The organism is Bacillus sp. FJAT-45350 (genome assembly GCF_002335805.1).
Classification (GTDB): domain Bacteria; phylum Bacillota; class Bacilli; order Bacillales; family NISU01; genus FJAT-45350.
In genome coordinates, this window is the sequence record NZ_NISU01000004.1 from 62999 (window position 1) to 81928 (window position 18930).

Sequence of the window (18930 nt, forward strand, 5' to 3'; positions counted from 1 at the left end):
TCCTATCCTGAAAAAGCTGTTATTACAACGGCAAAAGAACACGATCGTGGTCAACTTGAAGTGATGATTGATAACAAAGAATGCATGTATGTGTTTGACCGTGGTTACCTTGATTACGAGCGATTTGATCGCATGACGGATGATGGCTACTTTTTTCTTTCAAGACTACGTAAAAATGCGGTCGTACGCGAAGTTTATGAATTTAAACTACCAGAAGGTTCAGCAGTATTATCAGATCAAATGGTATTGATTGGTACAACTCAAAACCGTAGTGAAAATTACTTTCGCCTATTAAAAGTGAAGGATTCAAAAGGAAATGAGCTTCATTTAATCACTAACCGTTTTGATTTGAGTGCTGAAGAGATTTCTGAGATGTATAAATCACGCTGGGCAATTGAACTGTTTTTCAAATGGATAAAACAGCATCTCAACATTAAAAAGTTCTATGGTCACAGCGAATGGGCGATTCAAAATCAAGTGTTTATTGCACTGATTGTTTTTTGCCTGCATGTTCTCGTTCAAATCGAAACGAATAGCAAGCGAAAAACCTTACAAATTAGCCGTTATTTAAGGGCTGCGCTATGGAAACCAGCGTATATCTGGATTCGAAAAATTGAAGGAAAAGCAGTCCCTTAATAAACAAATTGTCGTCGTTACTTATGCTCAATTGTAAAAAAAATCCAAATGGATGGAACCACCTTTGGTTAGGTATTTCCTTTTTTGGCTCTAAGCAGAGAAAACATTAAAACTGAAAATTCCAACAATATTTATGCAACACTAGTGATATATTAGTTATTTTATGGAAAATACTTCTTTAAGAATCCTGCTTTTTACTTCAATAAAGAAAGGCGAATACCCTTGTTCAGCATTTGCACCCGTTAGCTTAACAACATCGTTATAGAAACAAAAAATACAAACAAAGAAGCAAAAATACTGAAATAGCCCAAAAATGCTATTTTATCTTCTTTAAGTTCAATTACTCCTGTCAGTAATACAGAGAAACTTAATATCAGCATTAAATAAGGCATAAACTCAAAGTTTTGAGTAAAAAGACTATAACCCGCTAAAACAATTACAATAACCGATAAGATATTTCTTAACATTTTCAAAACATTTCTCCCCCCAATACTCCTGAAAAGTCATTTACTTAATCGTAACATTCATAAAATTTATGTGTAAAAAATGTACTTCCTTTATTCAACTCTTCTGCCCTTTACTTCAATAAGCAAAAGAGCAATCCCTTCTTATTTCAAGGATTGCTACACGTTAATTAAAGAAGTAACTAATATAAAATAGAGTTAATTTTAATATAATGGATATGTAATAATCCCCATAATAATAGAAGCTATTAAAACTCCTATACTAAAAGACGTTTACTTTGATTTTGAACGCGAAATCATGACAAATGCAAAAGATAACGCAGATATTGAACTTGTGGACGCACAGACGGAACAGACGAAAATAAACACGCTGCTTACGCTTGAAGCCACACTTGGAAATGAACTTGTTGTTCAGAACATTTGCGATGTGCTTGATATTGACTATGAGGAAATCAAATCAAAGCTTCCTGATCCTGAAGCTGATCCAATGGACGACGGAACGGGTGACGTAATTGACGGAATCACGGTTGAAGATGATGTTTAATGAAAAAATGGGAAAAAGAAATCCTTCAAAAACAAAATAGTGATCAATATCAGGTTTTAAAAAAGCTGAAAAAGTCATATCAAACGGCGATTGCAGAGGTTGAAGACAAAATTCAAGTTCTGCAATCCCGTGAACAGACGCAATCGGTCATTTATCAAAAGCAATATCAAGAATCATTGCTGAAAGACCTGAAAAATGTTTACGGCAAGATGAATTCCAATTGGTATTCCGACATGAACGGATATTTGCAAGATTGCTATGAAGACGGATTCTATCAAACTATGTATTCGTTGAACAATGAAGGAATTCCGATTGTGCTTCCGTTCAATCAAAAAGAAGCCGTTCAAGCAGCGGCGCAAACCGGTGACGGAATAAAGCTTTCAAAAAAGCTTTATCAAGACACGAATGAACTTGTGAAAGTGACACGCCGTGAAATCACAAAGGGAATTGCAATGAATTCTCCATATTTCTCAACTTTATGACTTTTCTCCATCGTTCGTTTATAAATCCACCCATAAAATTTCTCATATAAATTGATTATAATTTGGTTTTATTATGGAAATTGTTTTTGAAACTCTTCTGCTCGTTCGTATTATAAGGTTAGCCAGATAAGAAAATATTTCTGGTTGACCTTATTTTATATGGTCTTATTATAACAGTAGCCAGGGTAGAACGTAACTGCTCGTGGGGCATTGACCCCGTCTGCTAAACAGTTCGCCCCCTACTTGTAGAAACATGATTGAGGCTGGTTGGGACCTAGATCTCGTATAACAAGCGAAGCTGTGATACTGCATGGAGGATTAGGGGTTACTGGCAAATCAATAGTTTAGGAGGGAGATTAAAAATGAATCCAGTCATAGGTCTGGATGTTTCAAAGGGAGAAAGTCAGGTTCAAGCATTTCTTGATAAGGGGAATCCATTTCGTAAGAGTTTTAAAATAAGTCATACCTTGGAGGGGCTTGCTTCTCTTAGAGAATTTCTTGAGGAAGTGAAAGAACAATCGGGTGTAAAACCACCAATTATTTTAGAGTCAACAGGGCATTATCAAACACCAGTGGTTCATTACTTAGAGGAACGTGGGTACTTGTTGATTATCATTAACCCACTGATTTCCTATAAGGCGAAAAGTTCGAGTTTAAGGAAGGTTAAGACCGATGCGGTTGATGCTTATCACCTCTGCGAGCTCTTTTACAAAGAAGAGTTAGAACCCTATAAAAAGCGTGGAGTTCAACTCTTAAACCTTCGTAATCTAACAAGACAACATGAAAATATTACAGGTACACTGATTCAAACTAAATTACAATTCCAAGCCATCCTTGACCAAGTATTCCCTGAGTATAGAGGGGTTTTTGGCGATTTATATTCAGTGGTGTCGCTCTTAACTTTATTAGAGTTCCCATCTTCTGAAGATATTCTAAACGTGAATGAAGAGATACTAACTGAAAAGATAAGTGAGCTTTGTAAGAGTCGTTCAATAAGATGGGCAAACGAAAAAGCGAATGAACTTATAGCTGCGGCTAAACGTAATCCATTCGAAAAGACTGTTTACCAAAGCCATATTTTAAGCCTTGGAATGTTCATCAATATTATTCTTCAATATAAAGAGCACCTATCAAAGTTAGAGTCAGAGATAGATGCCCTTGCCAAAGAAATTGAAGAATATAATATTATCAAATCTATCCCTGGTATCGGAGAAAAGATCGCGGCAACGATTATCTCTGAAATTGGTGAGATAGACCGATTTGATAATCCCAAGAAACTTGTAGCTTTCGCTGGTGTTGATCCTAGTGTATTCGAGTCTGGTAAGTTTACAGCTACCAGAAACCGAATTACGAAGCGAGGGTCAAGTAGGCTTCGACATGCCTTATATATGGCAGTCCGCTGTGCCATACGTGATTGTCGCAAAAAGAAGACGAGTGATGAAATCATTCCTCGTAATAAGAAATTACGTGCGTTTTATGATAAAAAGCGTGAGGAAGGAAAACCTTTTAAAGTAGCTGTTATTGCTTGTGTTAATAAGCTCTTACACTGGATTTACGCCCTATTAAATAGCAAGAGTGCTTTCCAAGATATAGCCTAAACTCTATATATAACTAAATAGAACAAAACCTTCCAATAAAATAATATAGGAAGGTTATTTGGTATGTCTATTTTTAGTATAGCATGTGGTTTTTAAGATTTTTATAGAAAAATATTGACAAACTATTAGCTGGTTTAGCAGAACAGCGATAGCCTTTATTAAGCTATCGCTACCCGCTAATTTAATATTGATTGTATTTAAGTTGTTCCCGTGTCCAACTTCTTAAACGATTCAGCTATTTTAACAATTTCCTCAACCGATAATAGTTGTGTTTCATCTTCGGTTGTAACCGCCATATCTATAAAGACACCACCCTGTTCCCAAACGAAAAATTGTCTTGTTTGATGAACACGATAAAACCCTTTAAGACCATCACCGAACTCAACAATCTCATCATATATAATATTATCCAGACTTTTGCCAATAAAGACTTCCATTTCTCTATTAGGTTTATCATTAGAGTGATAGTGAATTTTCGGGGTTAAATAGTCTAGATTATCTTCATCAACATACACAATTTCATTATCCTTAATTGCACGTCCTCCACTGTAAAGTTCCTCATAATCAACTTCGTGGATTTTAAAAGGAGCGTATGTTGGTAGTAAAATATTTCGGTCATCAAACTTACTTAACTCTTCTATTTCCCTTATTTCTTTCTCTACTAGAAATGTCTGGGTACTTGCATTCCATACCAATAATGCAATTCCGATTCCAATAACTGATAATATTAAAAATCCCTTTACCTTCTTCAAAGTTACCCCTCCTTATAAAATGAAGAAATCTGCTCCATTACTTTAAGTGTAACACTTCACAAACTTAATACGTAGACCTATAGTAACTCAATTCATTAGAATTACTTCTCCCCTCTCACAGCCCCAACCCTACCACAACCTCATCCATCTGCTCCTGCGTAATCCCAATATACCGTAACGTCTCCTCCTGGCTCGAATGATTCAACAACTTCTGAATCATAGCCAGATCTCTCCCTTGCTTATAAGCAAAGTAGCCAAACGTTTTCCGAAGACTATGTGTTCCAATTCGCTCTGTAATCCCGACTGCACGCGCTGCGCAGCTTAGTATGTAGTAGGCATGTTGCCGGCTAATTGCCTTTCCTCCCTTTTGACTCAGAAACAACGGTTCTGTACGGTCTGCTCCTTTTCGTTCCTTTGTGAGGTACTGATCGTTCAAGCGCTGGACTTTCACACCAATGGCGACTGCACGCATTTTCTTTGTCTTCCGTTCCCGGATTTCTAGACGCTCTGCTGCTCTGCCTCTGTCTTTCACTACATCACTGAACGAAAGTTTCAGTAAATCACTGATCCGTAGCCCTGAGTTGATTCCTAACACAAATAACAACTCATTACGTAATGACGATGCACGTAGGATCTTTTTGATTGCTTCAATCTTCTCTCGATCACGAATTGGCTGGACCGTTTCCATTGTGTTCACCTCCCTTCTTTTTGTCATATTTTCAGCTATTTTTACTTGTGCCTCTTTTCCATACTGGAAACCTTGCTGTGTATGGGTTTATTGGGTCCTATGAAAATCTGACACAAGACCGTTATGTAAGATTAATTTAGAACAAAAAAAAGCTCTTCACTTTTTGTTTGAAGCAATGTGCGTAGCCACTACGTTGTTTTGAGATTAACACCAAGTGGGTTTCTTGTTGTTAGTCGTGTAGTGTGCGGAGCCATTGCCTTCTCTGAATGGGTTACTAAAAAAATAGGAAGCTCAAATTGAGCTTCTATTTCCATGAATGAGCTTTGGATTGTGGTCATTACTCGTATTCACTTGCTTAGCAAGTTCTGAGATTGTACGAGAAAGGTGCTCTAGTTTGCTTTCAATTCTATTAAGCAAGTAGAACGTTACTAGAATTGGAAAGCTCACCTCAGCCACCATCGTTATCCAGTCCATGCGAATCCCTCCTATAGTAAAATATGAATGTTGTTTTACTTAACGCAATGAGTGTAGCCACTACCTTGTTTTGAGTCTAACAACAGTGACTTTCTGTTGTTAGACGTGTAGTGAGCAAAGCCATTGCACTTCCTTGAGTAAGCTATTTACTGGTAGTAAAAAAGAGAAGACATTATGCCTTCTCTCTCGCTTGCATTATGTCTTTATTAAGCCATTGGTAGCTCGATCACATCAACGTTACGTTCTGTTAAACGAGCTCTATCAATACTAACGATACCTTCATTGAAAATATCTTCAGCGACAATTGTATCCATCGCGGCCTTTACAGCTACAGGATCAACGGGTTCTGCTGGGTTGACGATGTTAAATGTTCGTTTACTTCCTCCCATTGTGTTGAAGACGAGTTGTAATACTTTACTCAACCGAAACGCCTCCTTTCTTTAGTATTTTCATTTACTAGCAATGGCTTCACCGTTGTGCGCCATTCTAGGCAGCGGTTCGCTCACTACCCTTGAAGCTACTTCTTAATAAAAAGCAGTTAACTGGTTCGTCTGGATCTTATCAAGCATATCTGTACTTAAGCTGCTTAATGCATTTCCTACAGTCAGAACGCTCTGTGGTGTAACGGAGTCTTTTACATTGTTGTACGTACGACGCTTGTAGATAGGCTCTCCATTTAAGTCAATCCCTTCAGAAACAACTAGGACAAGAGAGACTCGTTCAATTGAAATCATAGCCATACTATCAATCTCCTTTCTTTGAATTTAGAAAACCGTAAAGGTTTTCTAATAAATAAGACACCCTCATTGTATAAGGGTGCCTGCCTCTAAACAAAAGCGCTATGAAGCTGTTAGACTGTGCTTTCCTTCCTATTTTTGTGGCTTTAATTGATAGACTTCTGCAAATCGATGCAGTACGACGGCAAGAGTCTCTTTTGTGATCTGAGTTCCAAATCCAAATGTACCATCGGAATGGCCGTTGATGATACCGGCCTTCTTCATGTCGTTAATCGCATAGACTCCGTGATAGTGATCAGGGACGTCAGGAAAAGGTGTTGCCGTATAGACCGGCGCAGGTGCTGGAGCTATAGGTTTCTCTTTCCACCCTGTCACTTGATTAATAAACCAAGTCTTATCGATCCCTGTACCTGGACAAGTCTTAGCGGAATGTTCTCGGTGGAAGACTATTGATTTTGTTGTAAGGGAGAATCGTTGTAGCAATGCATTCACCGTACCAAGGACTGCATGTAACTGCTCTCCTTCTAACGTTTCCTGTCCACGATCAAAGTCACCGATCATTTCAATGCAGATCCCTCCAGTATTATGACCTGAAATCCCAGCTGGGATCTGGTTTAGATCACGACCGTCCCAAATCGTTCCGTCCGGGGCAATCGAGAAATGCTGGCCAATATCACGCCAACCATTCGTATTTACGTGATAATTCCACATCCCCCAGATCGTCCGCTCACCTTTGTAATCGGTTTTTCTATGCCGCCATGTATGGTGTATTTGAATATGATTGATCGGTCTGGTTGCCTGAAATCGACGTATCCACGCAGTAAATTCTTCTAACGTATAACTCTTAAACTTTCTCATAGACACCCCTCACATTCTGAAAGAAATTCCACCCTTGCGTACTATGACCGTGCAGCTCTTGGAAACATAGCTCAATCCAGCGAGCGTTCTTTAATTGTTCAAAGCAGAATTTGCTTGAATGCTTCACTGAAATAGAATGTGCACCAAGCTGAACCTCAGTTTCATGAAGAGTCTTCTTCCTGAATGCATCAATTTCTTTAGCAATAACCCAACCAGTCTTTGATTGCCTCCCAATCGGCTCTCTCGTATGAAAAGGAATCAGCGTCTTACCGTGTGATAAAGGAACAGGAACCATTTGCTTTTTCCCTAAGAAATAACCATATCTTTGCCGACTGGCTGACATGCTTGTACCGTAATACATTAACAATTGTTTAAGAAATGTATCACAAGACATATTCACGATCTTTCTATCTCCATTGTCTAGTAAGATCATTAATACATCGCCACTACCTTCCGAATTAACAGGGTAAAATGCTTGTCCATAAGAAAGAAACTCTTCAACGTGAGGCCATTCCAACTATACCAACTCCTTACTATGTAATTAACAGCTTGTTATTACGTGAAATTATTATAAATATAGAAAAAAAGAAGATGATGAGCTAGTTGTCTATCAACTTGATAGGTGCGGATTTATAGGGTCTTTCGTACAATTTGAGGTTAACTATGTAAGAAGTACTTACTAACAGTGTAAGCGTTTCCTTTTAGTATTTTAGTAAATTATACCATAGGAAATATTACTTTTGTTAAGGTATGAGAGGGAATCATTAGAGACTGCCTTTAAGTAAAATAAGAAAGGGATATCCCAAAAGGAGTATCTTTACCTTTTGGGATATCCTCTATGTACGTGATATAACTGAATCTTTGTTCTCTGAACTTTTAATGAAAAGGTGTTCAAGAGAATACAATTTACTACCGTTCAATACCAGATAAACTGCAATAAAAAGTAACACTAAATCATACGCATAGCCATCTAAAAATCCTGCCTGAAAATTAACTGTAATAATTGCTCCTATCATAATAAGTCCTATCAATACAGAAACAATTCTTGTTCCTATGCCTAGAAGTAACGCAATACCTCCAACCAATTCTATAATGGCTACAATATACGCTAATCCACCTGGTAAGCCAATACTAGCAAACCAACCTGCAATATTTTCGATACCACCTTGGAACTTTGCTGAACCATGCGCGATAAATACAATTCCTAATACTAATCTTAATAATAATGCTCCAATTTCATATCTGTTTGACATAATTGATCCTCCAATTTTCTAGAAATGCATGCAAACCTAAATTCAGTAGTTTTATCTTGACCTGAGATATTAATATTAAAATTATAAGTGCTTCTTTGAAAATATAAACCACAATAATCTACAAGAAAAGGTCAAGATTTCTCTTATGCAATCTTGACCTTTTCATAAGATTACTTCTTCTGTTCACTGTTACTATTTAGATGAGAACCATCACAGTTTCCGTTTGCATTTTTCGTGTTACCACAAGCGCACTTTGCCATACTTACACCTCCCCATAATTACTTTCATGCTTACAACAACTGTTGTTATTTGCTATTATGAATTATATAAATGAATTTGGTAAGTACGCACTAAAAAGTAATATAGTATACAAAAGGGAACCACTAAGGAGGGCTAGATTTGTCGGAATGTAAAGTAGACACAGCTTTAGAAGCCATTGTAGGGAAATGGAAGCATAAGATTTTATTTCAAATGATAAAGCGCGATAAAATTCGGTTTAATGAATTGAAACGCTCTATACCAGGTATCACTCAAAAGATGCTCACGTCACAACTAAGGGAATTAGAAACTCATGATTTGATTAATAGAAAAGTGTACGCACAAATACCTCCAAAAGTTGAATATTCTCTTTCAGAGCATGGAAAAAGCCTTATTCCACTTTTAGAGATGATGAGTAATTGGGGATCAGAACATGTAAAGCATATTGATGGATTATACGAAGAAACGAACGAGAAGATATAATAACCATGCTAAAAGAACAGGAATCCCAATCTCCTGTTCTTTCTAATTGCTTAGGAAACTATAAAAATAGTCGACCAAGTGTATGAGTATAAGCATATTTAAAGAAGAGCAATATGCGGTGTTAGCTTTGAAAGTGAAGGTTTTAAGTTATGTCTCTATGGTTTCTCCTCACAGTTGCGAGTGCGTTGTATTTAGGTTTTCTACATTCTTTTTCAAACTAAATTCCTTCAAAAACTGACCATTGTTGCCCTTCTTCATTGGGGTTTATGGGAGTGGTACGTTGGCATTTGTCATTACAGCCTATTTGGAGGGAGTACTCTTTCTCACGACTACGATTATTCTCAGTGGAATCATCGTCGGCATTGGCTCAACGTTTGGAAAATTCGCCAACCCCATTAATCCTGCTTTTCTACTATTCTACTATTCTGTATCTCTAATGGTTTCTCTACAAAATTTATTTTCTTCATTAGTTGTTGGATGAATCTTGGAAAATAGTACGCTCCAAAGAACGCACAGATAAATGCCTGAAACCACATTTTTAGCCACGTGGTTAAAAATGTACTATTATAACCGTTATTTATCGAAACCAAAATAAATGAAATGAAACAAGACATGCTAAAAGCCATTAAAAATGTAAAAATAATCGGTTTGAATTTGGCGTTAATGTCCATGTTCTCCCCCTCATACAAAGATAACTTTCTAAATTTTCACACTATCTTATAAATGACTATATTTTACCATCAATATTTCTATAATGGAAATATTAGAAACTCTAACTATTTGGATGGCGGGTTAATGTTACTTATTTTCCTTAAATCCTCTTCTTAACGAGGTCTCGTGGGACACGACGTTCCGCTGTTTTACCTTAACTCTACAATTCCCAAAAAAACCCCCCCTCCAAGGATAGAGGAGGCGGAGGATATGACAACACAACCGATTTACTTTGCTAGACTTAATTCAGATGCCACGTCTAAGATTAGGTCCTCTTGGCCGCCGACTGCTTTGCGTTTGCCGATTTCCATTAGGATATCGCGTGCATCAACGCCAAAGCGTGCAGATGCTTTTTGGGCGTGTAATAAGAAGCTTGAGTAGACGCCTGCGTAGCCTAGTACTAAGCTGTCGCGTGTGATTTCCTGTGGTTTTTGTAGCAATGGTGCCACGATGTTTTCTGCGACATCCATGATTTTGTATAAATCAACACCTGTCTGCACAAGCATTACCTTCTATCCCTTAGATTCTGGATAAAAAAGCTCTTTACGTAGAGTCACATCTCGATGCTTTAATGATTCTCCCATAAAACGCAACCAAATCTCGTCATCTGCCATAACACCATGTGTTTTACGGACAATAGCCCAGCGATTATAGCTATTTAAACCAAGGGATGCGAGTAATTCATCCGCATTCACTCTTGTTTCTGGAAACACACGCCACTTAAGCCACTTTTCTAATTCTATTTTCGTAATGTACCCTTCTGGGTTAGGAGAAAACTGTTTGTTAAACCCTTCAATATAGTTGATGACATATGGTTTGTCACTTCCAACTGGTTTTAAATCTACGGTCGCAATGACATCATCAAACAGCATAACATCAAATTTCATATAGTCGATCATAACGACACCTTCTTTAATCGATAATTATTTTTTGCAAATGAACATCTTTTAATTGCGAAAGGACAACTTCCTTCGCTCTACCAAGATTAAAAGGAGTTTCCGTTAGTTTTTCAATTAGTGCCTCACGATAAATAAATGGATCCCCTATATATAACGCTAGCTGTTTTGTAAATGAGGAGTTGAAAGGTTTAGCTTTTAACTTTCTCTTTAAAATACTCATAGGTTTGTCTAGTGGGTAATCCTTTAGATCTGATAATAAGCTTAAACCATGATCAAATATAGGGGCTAACTGCCAAGCTTCTGTAATTGGATTAAATAGAAAAAGAATGTTATTTGTATGGCGATCTTCATTTAGTATAAATGCATCGAAAGCTAACATACGAGCTATTTCATTTGATACATCTAATCCTGTAAATTGGTGAACCTTGTCCATCATGATTTTAAATTTATCTTCAGTTGAGTAGCCTGTGGTTGTTAAAATATCATCTGTTGTTTCAAAGTTCGCTTCAAAAAGTCGTTCAAGTGTTACCTCTTGTAAAGAACCTCGAAAGTCATAGGAGTAACAGCCTTCGGTAATTGTGCCATCATCTTTTTCTATCAAACATGGTGTATAGGAAACGAAAGAAGTCTTAGGCAAAGTTGAACAGCTAAGTACAAGAGAAGCAACATATTCTGCCATATTCTCATAACCGCGAGTATTTTCTTTAATCCATTTATCCCCTACTAACCACTTCGATTGATCCCCTTTACTCGAGGTGCTAACAATCGTCTTAGTATCTCGACCAATTTGAATCCTCTCCATTTCTTACACCACCGTTCAGAATTTATAAGTTTATTCTATAGTATCAGAAAAGCTAGCTTCTCAAACCCGTTTTCCTAAAAAAGATCGCTATCAAGACTATTCCTTCCATTTCGTTTACAAAGGTATACTTTTAGGACGCATCAAAAAAACTACTATTAAAAGTTTAAAAAGGTATAAAAATAATTTTATAAACGTTTATAAAATAACTAACACTTTTACATCTAAAAATTGTATAATCAAGGAAACTAGTCTAGTAGGTGAGGGTTATATGTCCAACGTAAAAGTATTTGGTTATATTCGAGTTTCAAGTAAAGATCAAAATGAAGCACGGCAGTTGCAAAAAATGATTGCTAAAGGAATTGACGAGCGAGACATTTTTATGGATAAGGCTAGTGGTGCTAATTTTGATCGAATTCAGTATCAAGCGTTGCGGGAAAGAATTCGTGAAGGAGATTTAATCTATATAGATGCACTTGATCGATTAGGTAGGTCATATGACGATGTTATTGCAGAATGGAAGCATATTACTCGCACGTTAAAAGCAGACATTATCATTCTCGAAAATGAAACATTGTTTGATAGTCGTAATTTTAGAGACATGGGAGACATGGGGAAGCTAATGGAGGATCAATTCTTATCGCTCCTTGCCTATGTAGCGGACCAAGAACGAAAAAAGATTCGTCAGCGCCAGGCAGAAGGAATTGCTGTAGCCAAAGCTCAAGGCAAACATTTAGGGAGACCTAAGTTTAATTTAGATAGTTTAAATAAAGAACAATATAAGACTCTAGAAGAGAACTATATAATATGGAAGGAAAAGAAATTATCTGGCGTTCGTTTCATGGAATTGCTTGGGTTAAAGAAGAATACGTTTTATAAGATTGTGAAGGAGTATGAGTATAGGGCTTAAACTATACTCTTTAAATTTACCTTGTCGAATTAATAAAACAATTGTCGAAGGTATCTCTTTTTAGTGCACTTTCCATTATACTATTACTTATTACCTAAATTAAGATATACATCTTAGTATTAAATTACCACTAAATACAATTCTAAGACTACACTGAAGGAGATATTAATGATTTCTAACGAAGAAGTGGTTATATTTATTAAAGAAATTAATTTGTTAATTAATGACTACAATAGATGTGACGATATACTCGTAAAAAAACAAATTTATGATGATATATTACTTTTAAGTAAAGTATTGACCAGTAAACATTTAACTTAGTTTTATTGAACGATCGTGTATTAGTACTCCGTGTCTTTTTTTATTAATTCTCATTAGCCTGACTATATGATTTTGTACTTTTTAAATTAATAACTTAAGAAGTTTCTTTAATGAAGTGTATAGGTCTTTACTCGTATCCAAGCTCTTTTTTTGTCTTTTTTTATCGAAACCCTTTAAATATAACCAATTATATGAGCATAATATCATGTAAACACCTAGAATTAGTCATCATTAATAGAGTTTACACAAATTTTTACAACGATATGGAGTAATTAGTCATGGATAATAAGGAAGAGTTAGAGGCAATCATAGAAAAAAAGAGAGAAGAAATGATTCAAGTAGGTATTACAAAGGGGCTTACACATAGCACTACTATTAAATGTAGCCAAGAATTAGACCAGTTATTAAACATTAGGCGGAGCTTATATACTACTAATAAAAATATACAAGCTTATTATAAATTAGTAGTTTAACTAGACTACCAAAAGCAATTAAAAGGTAGTTGGTATTGAATTTCATGAAAGAAAAACCCCAAATCAGTTGCTTCTTTTTCCCTTTTAATGGGGTGAAAGCTTCCTAAATAGCAACCTAAAAGAGTCACCTCCCTCTGAAAAGGAAGCGACTCTTTTAGGTTGCTATTTTCTATAATATAATACTTACCTACAATTTAAATACACGAACAGTCTCTTGTAACTCCTCAGCCATTTTAGCTAGGGATTCTGCTGATGCTGTCACTTCTTCCATAGAAGCATTACTTTCTTCGGTTGATGCTGCTACATTCTGTGCATGATTAGCCGATTCTTTTGCAATGTTTGCGGTTTCTCTAATGTTTTCTAACATAGCTTCTGAACCAGAAGTAATTTGCTGGAGAGAAGCCGATACGTCTTGTACCTGACCTGTAATATGTCGAACTGAATCAGAAATGGTGCTAAAGGACGTACCTGCTTGATTTACATAGTTTAACCCTTCTTCTACTTGTAGTCTGCCATGAGTCATATGTTCCACTGATTGCTGAATATCAGTTTGAATATCCTTCACTAACCTTCCAATTTTACCGGATGAATCAGTTGATTGTTCAGCCAATTTACGAACTTCATTTGCTACAACAGCAAATCCCTTGCCATGTTCACCAGCACGAGCAGCTTCTATCGTCGCATTTAGCGCTAACAAATTTGTTTGTTCAGCAATACTCGTAATCAATGAAATAATATTACCAATCTCTTCGGATTTTCCACCTAATTGCTTTATTACCTCTGAAGTATTCCTAGTTTGAGTATTAATTTGGTTCATTTGTTGAATTGTTTGATTAATTACTTCTTTTCCTTCAACTGCGCTTTGTGAAGTAGTCAGGGCAGATTCATTAACCGATTGCATACTTTGAGAAATTTGATGCATACCTGTCGCCATTTCCTGTGCTGTATTCTCCACTTCTTGCGTATAGTGCGATTGTGTTTCAGTACCAGTAGCCACTACCTGAATAGATTCACTAATTGTTTCTGAGACTTTGCTATTTTCTTCTGAACTTGCACTTAATTGCTCAGAGCTTGCAGCAAGTTGTTCAGAAGTATGACTAATATGTTGTATTAATTCACGTAATTGGTCGAGCATATAATTCATCGCTGTGCTCAGTTCGCCAATTTCATCTTTTGACTTAGTATGTATCTTTTCAATATCAAGATTACCTTGACTAACTGATTGGGCAACATCGACAGCTTTTTTTAAGTTTCGGCTAATTTGATTACTAAGTAAAATAAAAATAATGCAACCAACTACCAACGATATAACAAAACTAATAAAAAATACATTTTTCGCTTTATCGACACTGCTTAATGCCATGTCAGCCGCATAATGAGCCTGCTCTTTGACTATATCTACAAGTTCAAGTGTATCCAAAACCATTTCGTGACGGATTACATCCAATTCAGAAATAAGCGTCTGCTGAGCTTCTTCATCCCCATTAAATATTTCTATAGCAAGTTCATCAAACTTATCATTTCCACTCACAATAGATTGAAAAAGTTCTTGTTGTTGATCAGTGTGCATTCTAGTAGAGATAGAGTTCAGAAATCCAGTTAATTTTTCATCCTGAATAGTATAGAAGTTCTCATCATATGTACCGTTTCTAACAAAATCACTTACTAGAATATATTTAGAGCGTGTTAATGCTCCAATATCCGTTATTATTACTGCCCTGTCACTTCTTCTTTCTAAATTTTCTACCTCATCTGTTACAATATCTAACTGAAGATAAATAGTAATCCCACCAGTTATAAAAATGATACAAACTAAAAAGAAAGCAAGTAGCACTTTCCACCTAATTTTTAAATTGTTCCATAGATTCATAAGTTGTACCCCCATATAAATTTTTTCGTAGTCAAAACGAAAATGTAAAAACACTATCCTAAGTACTCGATAAAAAAAGGAAAATTCAAAAAACTGCCTCTATAATTATTTGCTTTTTTTCTTTTCTCGAAAATTTTTATTACCATAAATATAGTACTTATGCACTTTACATATATAGACATTATGCAACAAAAGTCGTAATGTTTACAGTGAAACTAAGAGTCAAAATTCGACATATTTCGCAAATTAAATCTATACCTTTTTATTATTTCAGCCAAACGCTTTCAATTCAGGTTATTACCTTAAAAATAAAACTCTGTTTGATAGCCATAAGTTCGGATAAATTAATAGAGGATCAGTTCTTCTTATCGATGGGAATTATGCATCAATATATCTAAGCAACTGTTAGTTTACTAATCAAAAAAAACCATGGAGTTCACTTAATCCATGGCTTTCCTTCAATTATATTTTAAATCCTTTTATCATTTCTCTAAGTTTTTCACTAGATTCATTTAAGTTTTCAGCTGACTTTGCCATCGATTGAATCGCTCTAACCTGTTCTTCAGTCGATGCTGTAATTTGTTCGGTTGAAGCGGCCGACTCTTCAGCAACAGCACTAACATTTTGGAGGGTTCCAATCACATCATCTTTCGAACCATTCATTGCATGAATATCATCATTACTCGTTTTAATTGATTGTAAAATATCTTGTAAATTATTATTAATTGATTTAAATACGTTCTCGGTATCTAGAGCTACCTGAATTTGTTCCTTTGAACTTTTATTCGACTTGTCCATTGTGTCCAGCACATTAGTAGTTTCTTCTTGAATACCTAAAATGGTTTGCTTCACTTTTTCTGTAGCTACCGAAGATTGTTCAGCCAACTTCCGAACTTCAGATGCCACTACCGCGAACCCTTTTCCATGTTCTCCAGCTCTAGCTGCCTCAATTGATGCGTTTAACGCTAGTAAATTGGTTTGTTCGGAAATTTCATTTATACTACCGATTATTGTCTCGATCTCTTTAATTTTACTAACTAAATTTGAAATGTCCGTATTTACCGATTGAATAACTTCGCTTGTTTCATTTGTTTTTACTTTCAAGATTTCAGCTTGAGCTACACCTTTTTGACTAGATTCGTCCACTTTTTTTGATAAGACATTCATTTGTTCATTTTGTTCACTAACTTTCTCTATTTGTGAAGATAAAGTAAATGACTTTTTATTTGCTAATTCAATATCAGATGCTTGTTGATTTGCGCCCCTAGCAATTTCTGCGATGGCCCTTCCTACTTCTTCGCTAGAAGCTGTTGTTTCTTCTGAAATAGCGCTTAAATTCTCCGATGCTTGTGAGACTTCTGTCACAGAGTGTTCTACAGAAGAAATAAGCTTTTTCATATTCCTTACCATATCATTAAAGTGATTTGATAGTTCACCAATCTCATCCTTAGACTTTGATTTTACGTAAACAGTTAAATCTCCATCCGCTACTTTGTTTACTTGCTCTTTTAATCTCAAGATAGGTTTGGTCAAACTTTGGGAGATAAAATAAGTCACCACTATAGCTACCCCAATCCCGATCAATGAAACTAGAAAAATGATAAATAAGAAATGGTTAGCTTCTTCAAGTAAACGTTCTTCAAAATAAACTGTTCCCACTTTCCAACCCGTTTGTTCAATCGTCCCATAGGATAAAACGCGGGCTTGGTCATTATAAATGTAATCAAAATACCCTTGTTCTTCAGATTGATACATTGATTGTATAAAGTCTAAATGAAATAAATCATTTCCTCTTTCATTAGGATGAACTAAAGCTACTCCTTGTTTATCTAACAATATTGAATATCCATCATATCCTACAAAAGTTTCGCTAATGATTTGTTCTAGTGAATCTAAACTTAAGTCATTCGCCACGACACCTAACGTCTGATTCGTTTGAGGATCAATGATTGCTTTAGCAACAGTTAATACATATTCTCCGTTACTACTATCAATATATGGTTCAGTAAAAATAACCTCATTTGGATTTTGAATTGCATCTATGTACCAAGGTCTCGTTGTAGGATCATAATCACTCGGTAAGTCAACAAAGGGTTCCGTGTACATATTCTGATTAACAGAAGCAATGTATGCAAGTGTGATATTTGGATATACTTCTAAGTATTTTTCAAAGTCAGTCTGAATGCTTTCCCAACTGAAGTTGGAATCTTCATTCTGTGAATCACGTAAAAACTGAATGAGCATTTCATTACTACTGTATCGATCAACACTAGTACTGTACTGATCCAAGTAAAGTTCAGTTACTGATTTCATTTCATGTACACTAGAATTAGCTTGTACTCTTGCAGTCTCTTCTATAGAGTCTTTACTTAAGAAATAGGTGGTAGTAGAGACTGATGTTAAAATAATGAAAATTAATGTTATAAATGATAGCACTAATTTCGTATTAATTTTACGAAACATATAATTCCTCCTTAGATTTATAATAAACAACACAGTAATAGTAGAAATGTACAATGGCTATTTTACCATAACTTTTTATATAAAATATTTTATATATTCAGATTATTTTTTGCTTTTTTGTTCGTGTTTCTTGCTGAGGACTTCCAAAGACTTCTCTGTAAACTTCCTTTTAATGTGGTTATTTATTGTGTCTATTCATCATTTACTATTTAACCGAGATTATATCTAGGAGTTATGTACCAACATGAGTCAAATAAAAATAATTTCATCCTTTCATTGCTACCACAGTTCGTAAATCACTATGCAGGGTTCTACCTTCGTGCTGATAGGCTTTCAAATAATAATTGAGAAGGAATGAATAAAAGAAGATTGGAAGAAATAAAGGTTCCTTCTAATCTTCTTTTATTCTCATATCATTTTTACAACTGCCACATAGCAACAGTTGTAAAAATAAACGTATAAATTAACGTTTCTTCCTTCTTTTCTTCGTTGGTTGGTTTATAGGTTTCCAATTAAAAAAATTACACATGCCCACTAGCATGTGTAACGTAGGTCTTATTCAGAATATCCTTTTAAGCCTACATATTTAAAAATATGCTTTTTACCTTTTTTCACTTTTTTAAAAATACCGAGCTCCGATAGTTCCATTAAATCTCTTCTTGCTGTTTCATAGACAACCTTTGATCTTTTTTTGTATTCTTCAATTGTCGTAATGTTAGTTTCTTTTCTTTTCATATATTTCAAGAACTTCTTTTGCCTTGGCGATAAAATAATCTCGTCACTGTCTAATTGCTTTAAGAGGACTTCATGATCAACTTCTTTGGTTAGCTTCTCTATCATGTCACTCATTGATAGTAAAGTCATCTTAGAATAGGCTAGTAGAAAGTAAGTTAAGTCACTTTCGTAATCTTCCGTATCTTTTATTGCTTTATAATACTTCTTCTTTTTTTGATTTACGACTGTTGAGATAGAGAAGAACTTATAGAAATCATAGCCATTTTTCAGTAAATACATATAGGAAAATGCCCTTGCGACTCTACCATTTCCATCATAAAACGGATGGATATACACAAGGTAAAAGTGAATAATAGACGCCTTCAAAAGTGGATTGATAAATACTTCATCTGAATGTATGAATGTAAATAAATCATCCATCATCGGCTGTACATAATTAGCATCTGGCGCTACATAAATTGGTTCAGTTTTTGTTACATCTTCATCCATTAAATACACAGGACCTTGACGGTATTTTTCCGT

At 35.5% G+C, this 18930-nt stretch carries 22 protein-coding genes and 2 pseudogenes; 7 read left to right on the forward strand and 17 right to left on the reverse strand.

Annotation, left to right across the window (positions count from 1 at the left end; all coding sequences use genetic code 11):
• Window positions 1-636: IS4 family transposase (locus tag CD003_RS20805; protein ID WP_142302913.1), on the forward strand; the 636-nt coding region annotated here is incomplete at its 5' end.
• 242 nt (window positions 637-878) lie between these two features.
• On the opposite strand, the gene CD003_RS20810 is transcribed toward CD003_RS20805, so the two are convergent.
• Window positions 879-1103, reverse strand: a complete 225-nt coding sequence (locus CD003_RS20810) for a DUF3953 domain-containing protein (RefSeq protein WP_096203216.1) — start codon at window positions 1101-1103, stop codon at window positions 879-881.
• A 331-nt stretch (window positions 1104-1434) separates the two neighbouring features.
• On the opposite strand from CD003_RS20810, the gene CD003_RS20815 reads away from it, so the two are divergent.
• From CD003_RS20815 to CD003_RS20825, 3 genes are all read left to right on the forward strand, one after another.
• Complete coding sequence (locus tag CD003_RS20815; protein ID WP_142302909.1) at window positions 1435-1644, forward strand: hypothetical protein; 210 nt, start codon at window positions 1435-1437, stop codon at window positions 1642-1644.
• Window positions 1644-2126: a hypothetical protein gene (locus CD003_RS20820; protein WP_096203183.1), complete on the forward strand. Its 483-nt coding sequence runs from the start codon at window positions 1644-1646 to the stop codon at window positions 2124-2126. The genes CD003_RS20815 and CD003_RS20820 overlap by 1 nt, the downstream gene beginning before the upstream one ends.
• Before the next feature lie 362 nt (window positions 2127-2488).
• The gene (locus tag CD003_RS20825) at window positions 2489-3724 is read left to right on the forward strand and encodes an IS110 family transposase (protein ID WP_096202010.1); all 1236 of its coding nucleotides are present in this window, start codon (window positions 2489-2491) and stop codon (window positions 3722-3724) included.
• Window positions 3725-3921: 197 nt separating this feature from the next.
• Here CD003_RS20825 and CD003_RS20830 read toward each other — a convergent pair whose 3' ends face one another.
• From CD003_RS20830 to CD003_RS20865, 8 genes are all read right to left on the reverse strand, one after another.
• Entirely contained in the window at window positions 3922-4476 is a 555-nt protein-coding gene (locus CD003_RS20830) for a hypothetical protein (RefSeq protein WP_096203184.1), read from the reverse strand.
• Window positions 4477-4591: 115 nt separating this feature from the next.
• Complete coding sequence (locus tag CD003_RS20835; RefSeq protein ID WP_096203185.1) at window positions 4592-5164, reverse strand: tyrosine-type recombinase/integrase; 573 nt, start codon at window positions 5162-5164, stop codon at window positions 4592-4594.
• Window positions 5165-5455: 291 nt separating this feature from the next.
• A complete protein-coding gene (locus CD003_RS20840) occupies window positions 5456-5638 on the reverse strand; it encodes a YvrJ family protein (protein WP_096200082.1) in 183 nt (60 codons plus the stop codon).
• A gap of 206 nt (window positions 5639-5844) precedes the next feature.
• A complete protein-coding gene (locus tag CD003_RS20845; RefSeq protein WP_257008415.1) occupies window positions 5845-6060 on the reverse strand; it encodes a DUF2922 domain-containing protein in 216 nt (71 codons plus the stop codon).
• A gap of 102 nt (window positions 6061-6162) precedes the next feature.
• Window positions 6163-6378 (reverse strand): DUF1659 domain-containing protein, encoded by a 216-nt coding sequence (locus tag CD003_RS20850; RefSeq protein WP_096203186.1) that lies wholly within the window; start codon window positions 6376-6378, stop codon window positions 6163-6165.
• A gap of 129 nt (window positions 6379-6507) precedes the next feature.
• Window positions 6508-7233: an N-acetylmuramoyl-L-alanine amidase gene (locus tag CD003_RS20855; protein ID WP_096203187.1), complete on the reverse strand. Its 726-nt coding sequence runs from the start codon at window positions 7231-7233 to the stop codon at window positions 6508-6510.
• Window positions 7220-7750 (reverse strand): competence protein ComK, encoded by a 531-nt coding sequence (locus CD003_RS20860; RefSeq protein WP_096203188.1) that lies wholly within the window; start codon window positions 7748-7750, stop codon window positions 7220-7222. The genes CD003_RS20855 and CD003_RS20860 overlap by 14 nt, the downstream gene beginning before the upstream one ends.
• Before the next feature lie 319 nt (window positions 7751-8069).
• On the reverse strand, window positions 8070-8486 hold the full coding sequence (locus CD003_RS20865; protein WP_096203189.1) for a DoxX family protein: 417 nt from the start codon (window positions 8484-8486) through the stop codon (window positions 8070-8072).
• 399 nt (window positions 8487-8885) lie between these two features.
• Between CD003_RS20865 and CD003_RS20870 the strand changes: the two genes are divergently transcribed.
• Window positions 8886-9227 (forward strand): winged helix-turn-helix transcriptional regulator, encoded by a 342-nt coding sequence (locus CD003_RS20870; RefSeq protein WP_096203190.1) that lies wholly within the window; start codon window positions 8886-8888, stop codon window positions 9225-9227.
• 395 nt (window positions 9228-9622) lie between these two features.
• Here the strand turns inward: CD003_RS20870 and CD003_RS20875 are convergent, their stop codons facing one another.
• The 4 genes and pseudogenes from CD003_RS20875 to CD003_RS20890 all read right to left on the reverse strand — a co-directional run bounded on the left by CD003_RS20875 (window position 9623) and on the right by CD003_RS20890 (window position 11639).
• A complete protein-coding gene (locus tag CD003_RS20875; RefSeq protein ID WP_096203191.1) occupies window positions 9623-9898 on the reverse strand; it encodes a DUF2798 domain-containing protein in 276 nt (91 codons plus the stop codon).
• Between the two features lie 267 nt (window positions 9899-10165).
• Window positions 10166-10444: pseudogene (locus CD003_RS20880) on the reverse strand (4-hydroxy-2-oxovalerate aldolase); the annotation flags it as partial.
• A gap of 6 nt (window positions 10445-10450) precedes the next feature.
• Window positions 10451-10837: a hypothetical protein gene (locus CD003_RS20885; RefSeq protein ID WP_096203192.1), complete on the reverse strand. Its 387-nt coding sequence runs from the start codon at window positions 10835-10837 to the stop codon at window positions 10451-10453.
• Between the two features lie 13 nt (window positions 10838-10850).
• Window positions 10851-11639 (reverse strand): hypothetical protein, encoded by a 789-nt coding sequence (locus CD003_RS20890; RefSeq protein WP_096203193.1) that lies wholly within the window; start codon window positions 11637-11639, stop codon window positions 10851-10853.
• A 268-nt stretch (window positions 11640-11907) separates the two neighbouring features.
• Here CD003_RS20890 and CD003_RS20895 point away from each other — a divergent pair, with 268 nt between their 5' ends.
• Window positions 11908-12546, forward strand: coding sequence for a recombinase family protein (locus CD003_RS20895; protein ID WP_096203194.1), 639 nt, complete (start codon window positions 11908-11910; stop codon window positions 12544-12546).
• Between the two features lie 599 nt (window positions 12547-13145).
• A complete protein-coding gene (locus CD003_RS20900; RefSeq protein WP_096203195.1) occupies window positions 13146-13340 on the forward strand; it encodes an aspartyl-phosphate phosphatase Spo0E family protein in 195 nt (64 codons plus the stop codon).
• Window positions 13341-13527: 187 nt separating this feature from the next.
• Here the strand turns inward: CD003_RS20900 and CD003_RS20905 are convergent, their stop codons facing one another.
• From CD003_RS20905 to CD003_RS20915, 4 genes and pseudogenes are all read right to left on the reverse strand, one after another.
• Window positions 13528-15210, reverse strand: a complete 1683-nt coding sequence (locus tag CD003_RS20905; RefSeq protein WP_179295662.1) for a methyl-accepting chemotaxis protein — start codon at window positions 15208-15210, stop codon at window positions 13528-13530.
• 462 nt (window positions 15211-15672) lie between these two features.
• Entirely contained in the window at window positions 15673-16620 is a 948-nt protein-coding gene (locus tag CD003_RS22795; RefSeq protein WP_373558593.1) for a methyl-accepting chemotaxis protein, read from the reverse strand.
• A pseudogene (locus CD003_RS22800) lies at window positions 16618-17673 on the reverse strand (cache domain-containing protein); the annotation flags it as partial. The pseudogene CD003_RS22800 and the gene CD003_RS22795, both read right to left, overlap by 3 nt.
• A gap of 555 nt (window positions 17674-18228) precedes the next feature.
• Window positions 18229-18930, reverse strand: a 702-nt coding sequence (locus CD003_RS20915; protein ID WP_218838269.1) for a Fic family protein, incomplete at its 5' end; no start/stop codon positions are given.

Bases quoted from the DNA above. Each gene is read 5' to 3' on its own strand.
- CD003_RS20810 (WP_096203216.1), bottom strand. From the start codon at position 1,103: ATGTTAAGAAATATCTTATCGGTTATTGTAATTGTTTTAGCGGGTTAT.
- CD003_RS20820 (WP_096203183.1), top strand. From the start codon at position 1,644: ATGAAAAAATGGGAAAAAGAAATCCTTCAAAAACAAAATAGTGATCAA.
- CD003_RS20825 (WP_096202010.1), top strand. From the start codon at position 2,489: ATGAATCCAGTCATAGGTCTGGATGTTTCAAAGGGAGAAAGTCAGGTT.
- CD003_RS20835 (WP_096203185.1), bottom strand. From the start codon at position 5,164: ATGGAAACGGTCCAGCCAATTCGTGATCGAGAGAAGATTGAAGCAATC.
- CD003_RS20840 (WP_096200082.1), bottom strand. From the start codon at position 5,638: ATGGACTGGATAACGATGGTGGCTGAGGTGAGCTTTCCAATTCTAGTA.
- CD003_RS20850 (WP_096203186.1), bottom strand. From the start codon at position 6,378: ATGGCTATGATTTCAATTGAACGAGTCTCTCTTGTCCTAGTTGTTTCT.
- CD003_RS20855 (WP_096203187.1), bottom strand. From the start codon at position 7,233: ATGAGAAAGTTTAAGAGTTATACGTTAGAAGAATTTACTGCGTGGATA.
- CD003_RS20865 (WP_096203189.1), bottom strand. From the start codon at position 8,486: ATGTCAAACAGATATGAAATTGGAGCATTATTATTAAGATTAGTATTA.
- CD003_RS20875 (WP_096203191.1), bottom strand. From the start codon at position 9,898: ATGGACATTAACGCCAAATTCAAACCGATTATTTTTACATTTTTAATG.
- CD003_RS20885 (WP_096203192.1), bottom strand. From the start codon at position 10,837: ATGATCGACTATATGAAATTTGATGTTATGCTGTTTGATGATGTCATT.
- CD003_RS20890 (WP_096203193.1), bottom strand. From the start codon at position 11,639: ATGGAGAGGATTCAAATTGGTCGAGATACTAAGACGATTGTTAGCACC.
- CD003_RS20895 (WP_096203194.1), top strand. From the start codon at position 11,908: ATGTCCAACGTAAAAGTATTTGGTTATATTCGAGTTTCAAGTAAAGAT.
- CD003_RS20900 (WP_096203195.1), top strand. From the start codon at position 13,146: ATGGATAATAAGGAAGAGTTAGAGGCAATCATAGAAAAAAAGAGAGAA.
- CD003_RS20905 (WP_179295662.1), bottom strand. From the start codon at position 15,210: ATGAATCTATGGAACAATTTAAAAATTAGGTGGAAAGTGCTACTTGCT.
- CD003_RS22795 (WP_373558593.1), bottom strand. From the start codon at position 16,620: ATGGTAAGGAATATGAAAAAGCTTATTTCTTCTGTAGAACACTCTGTG.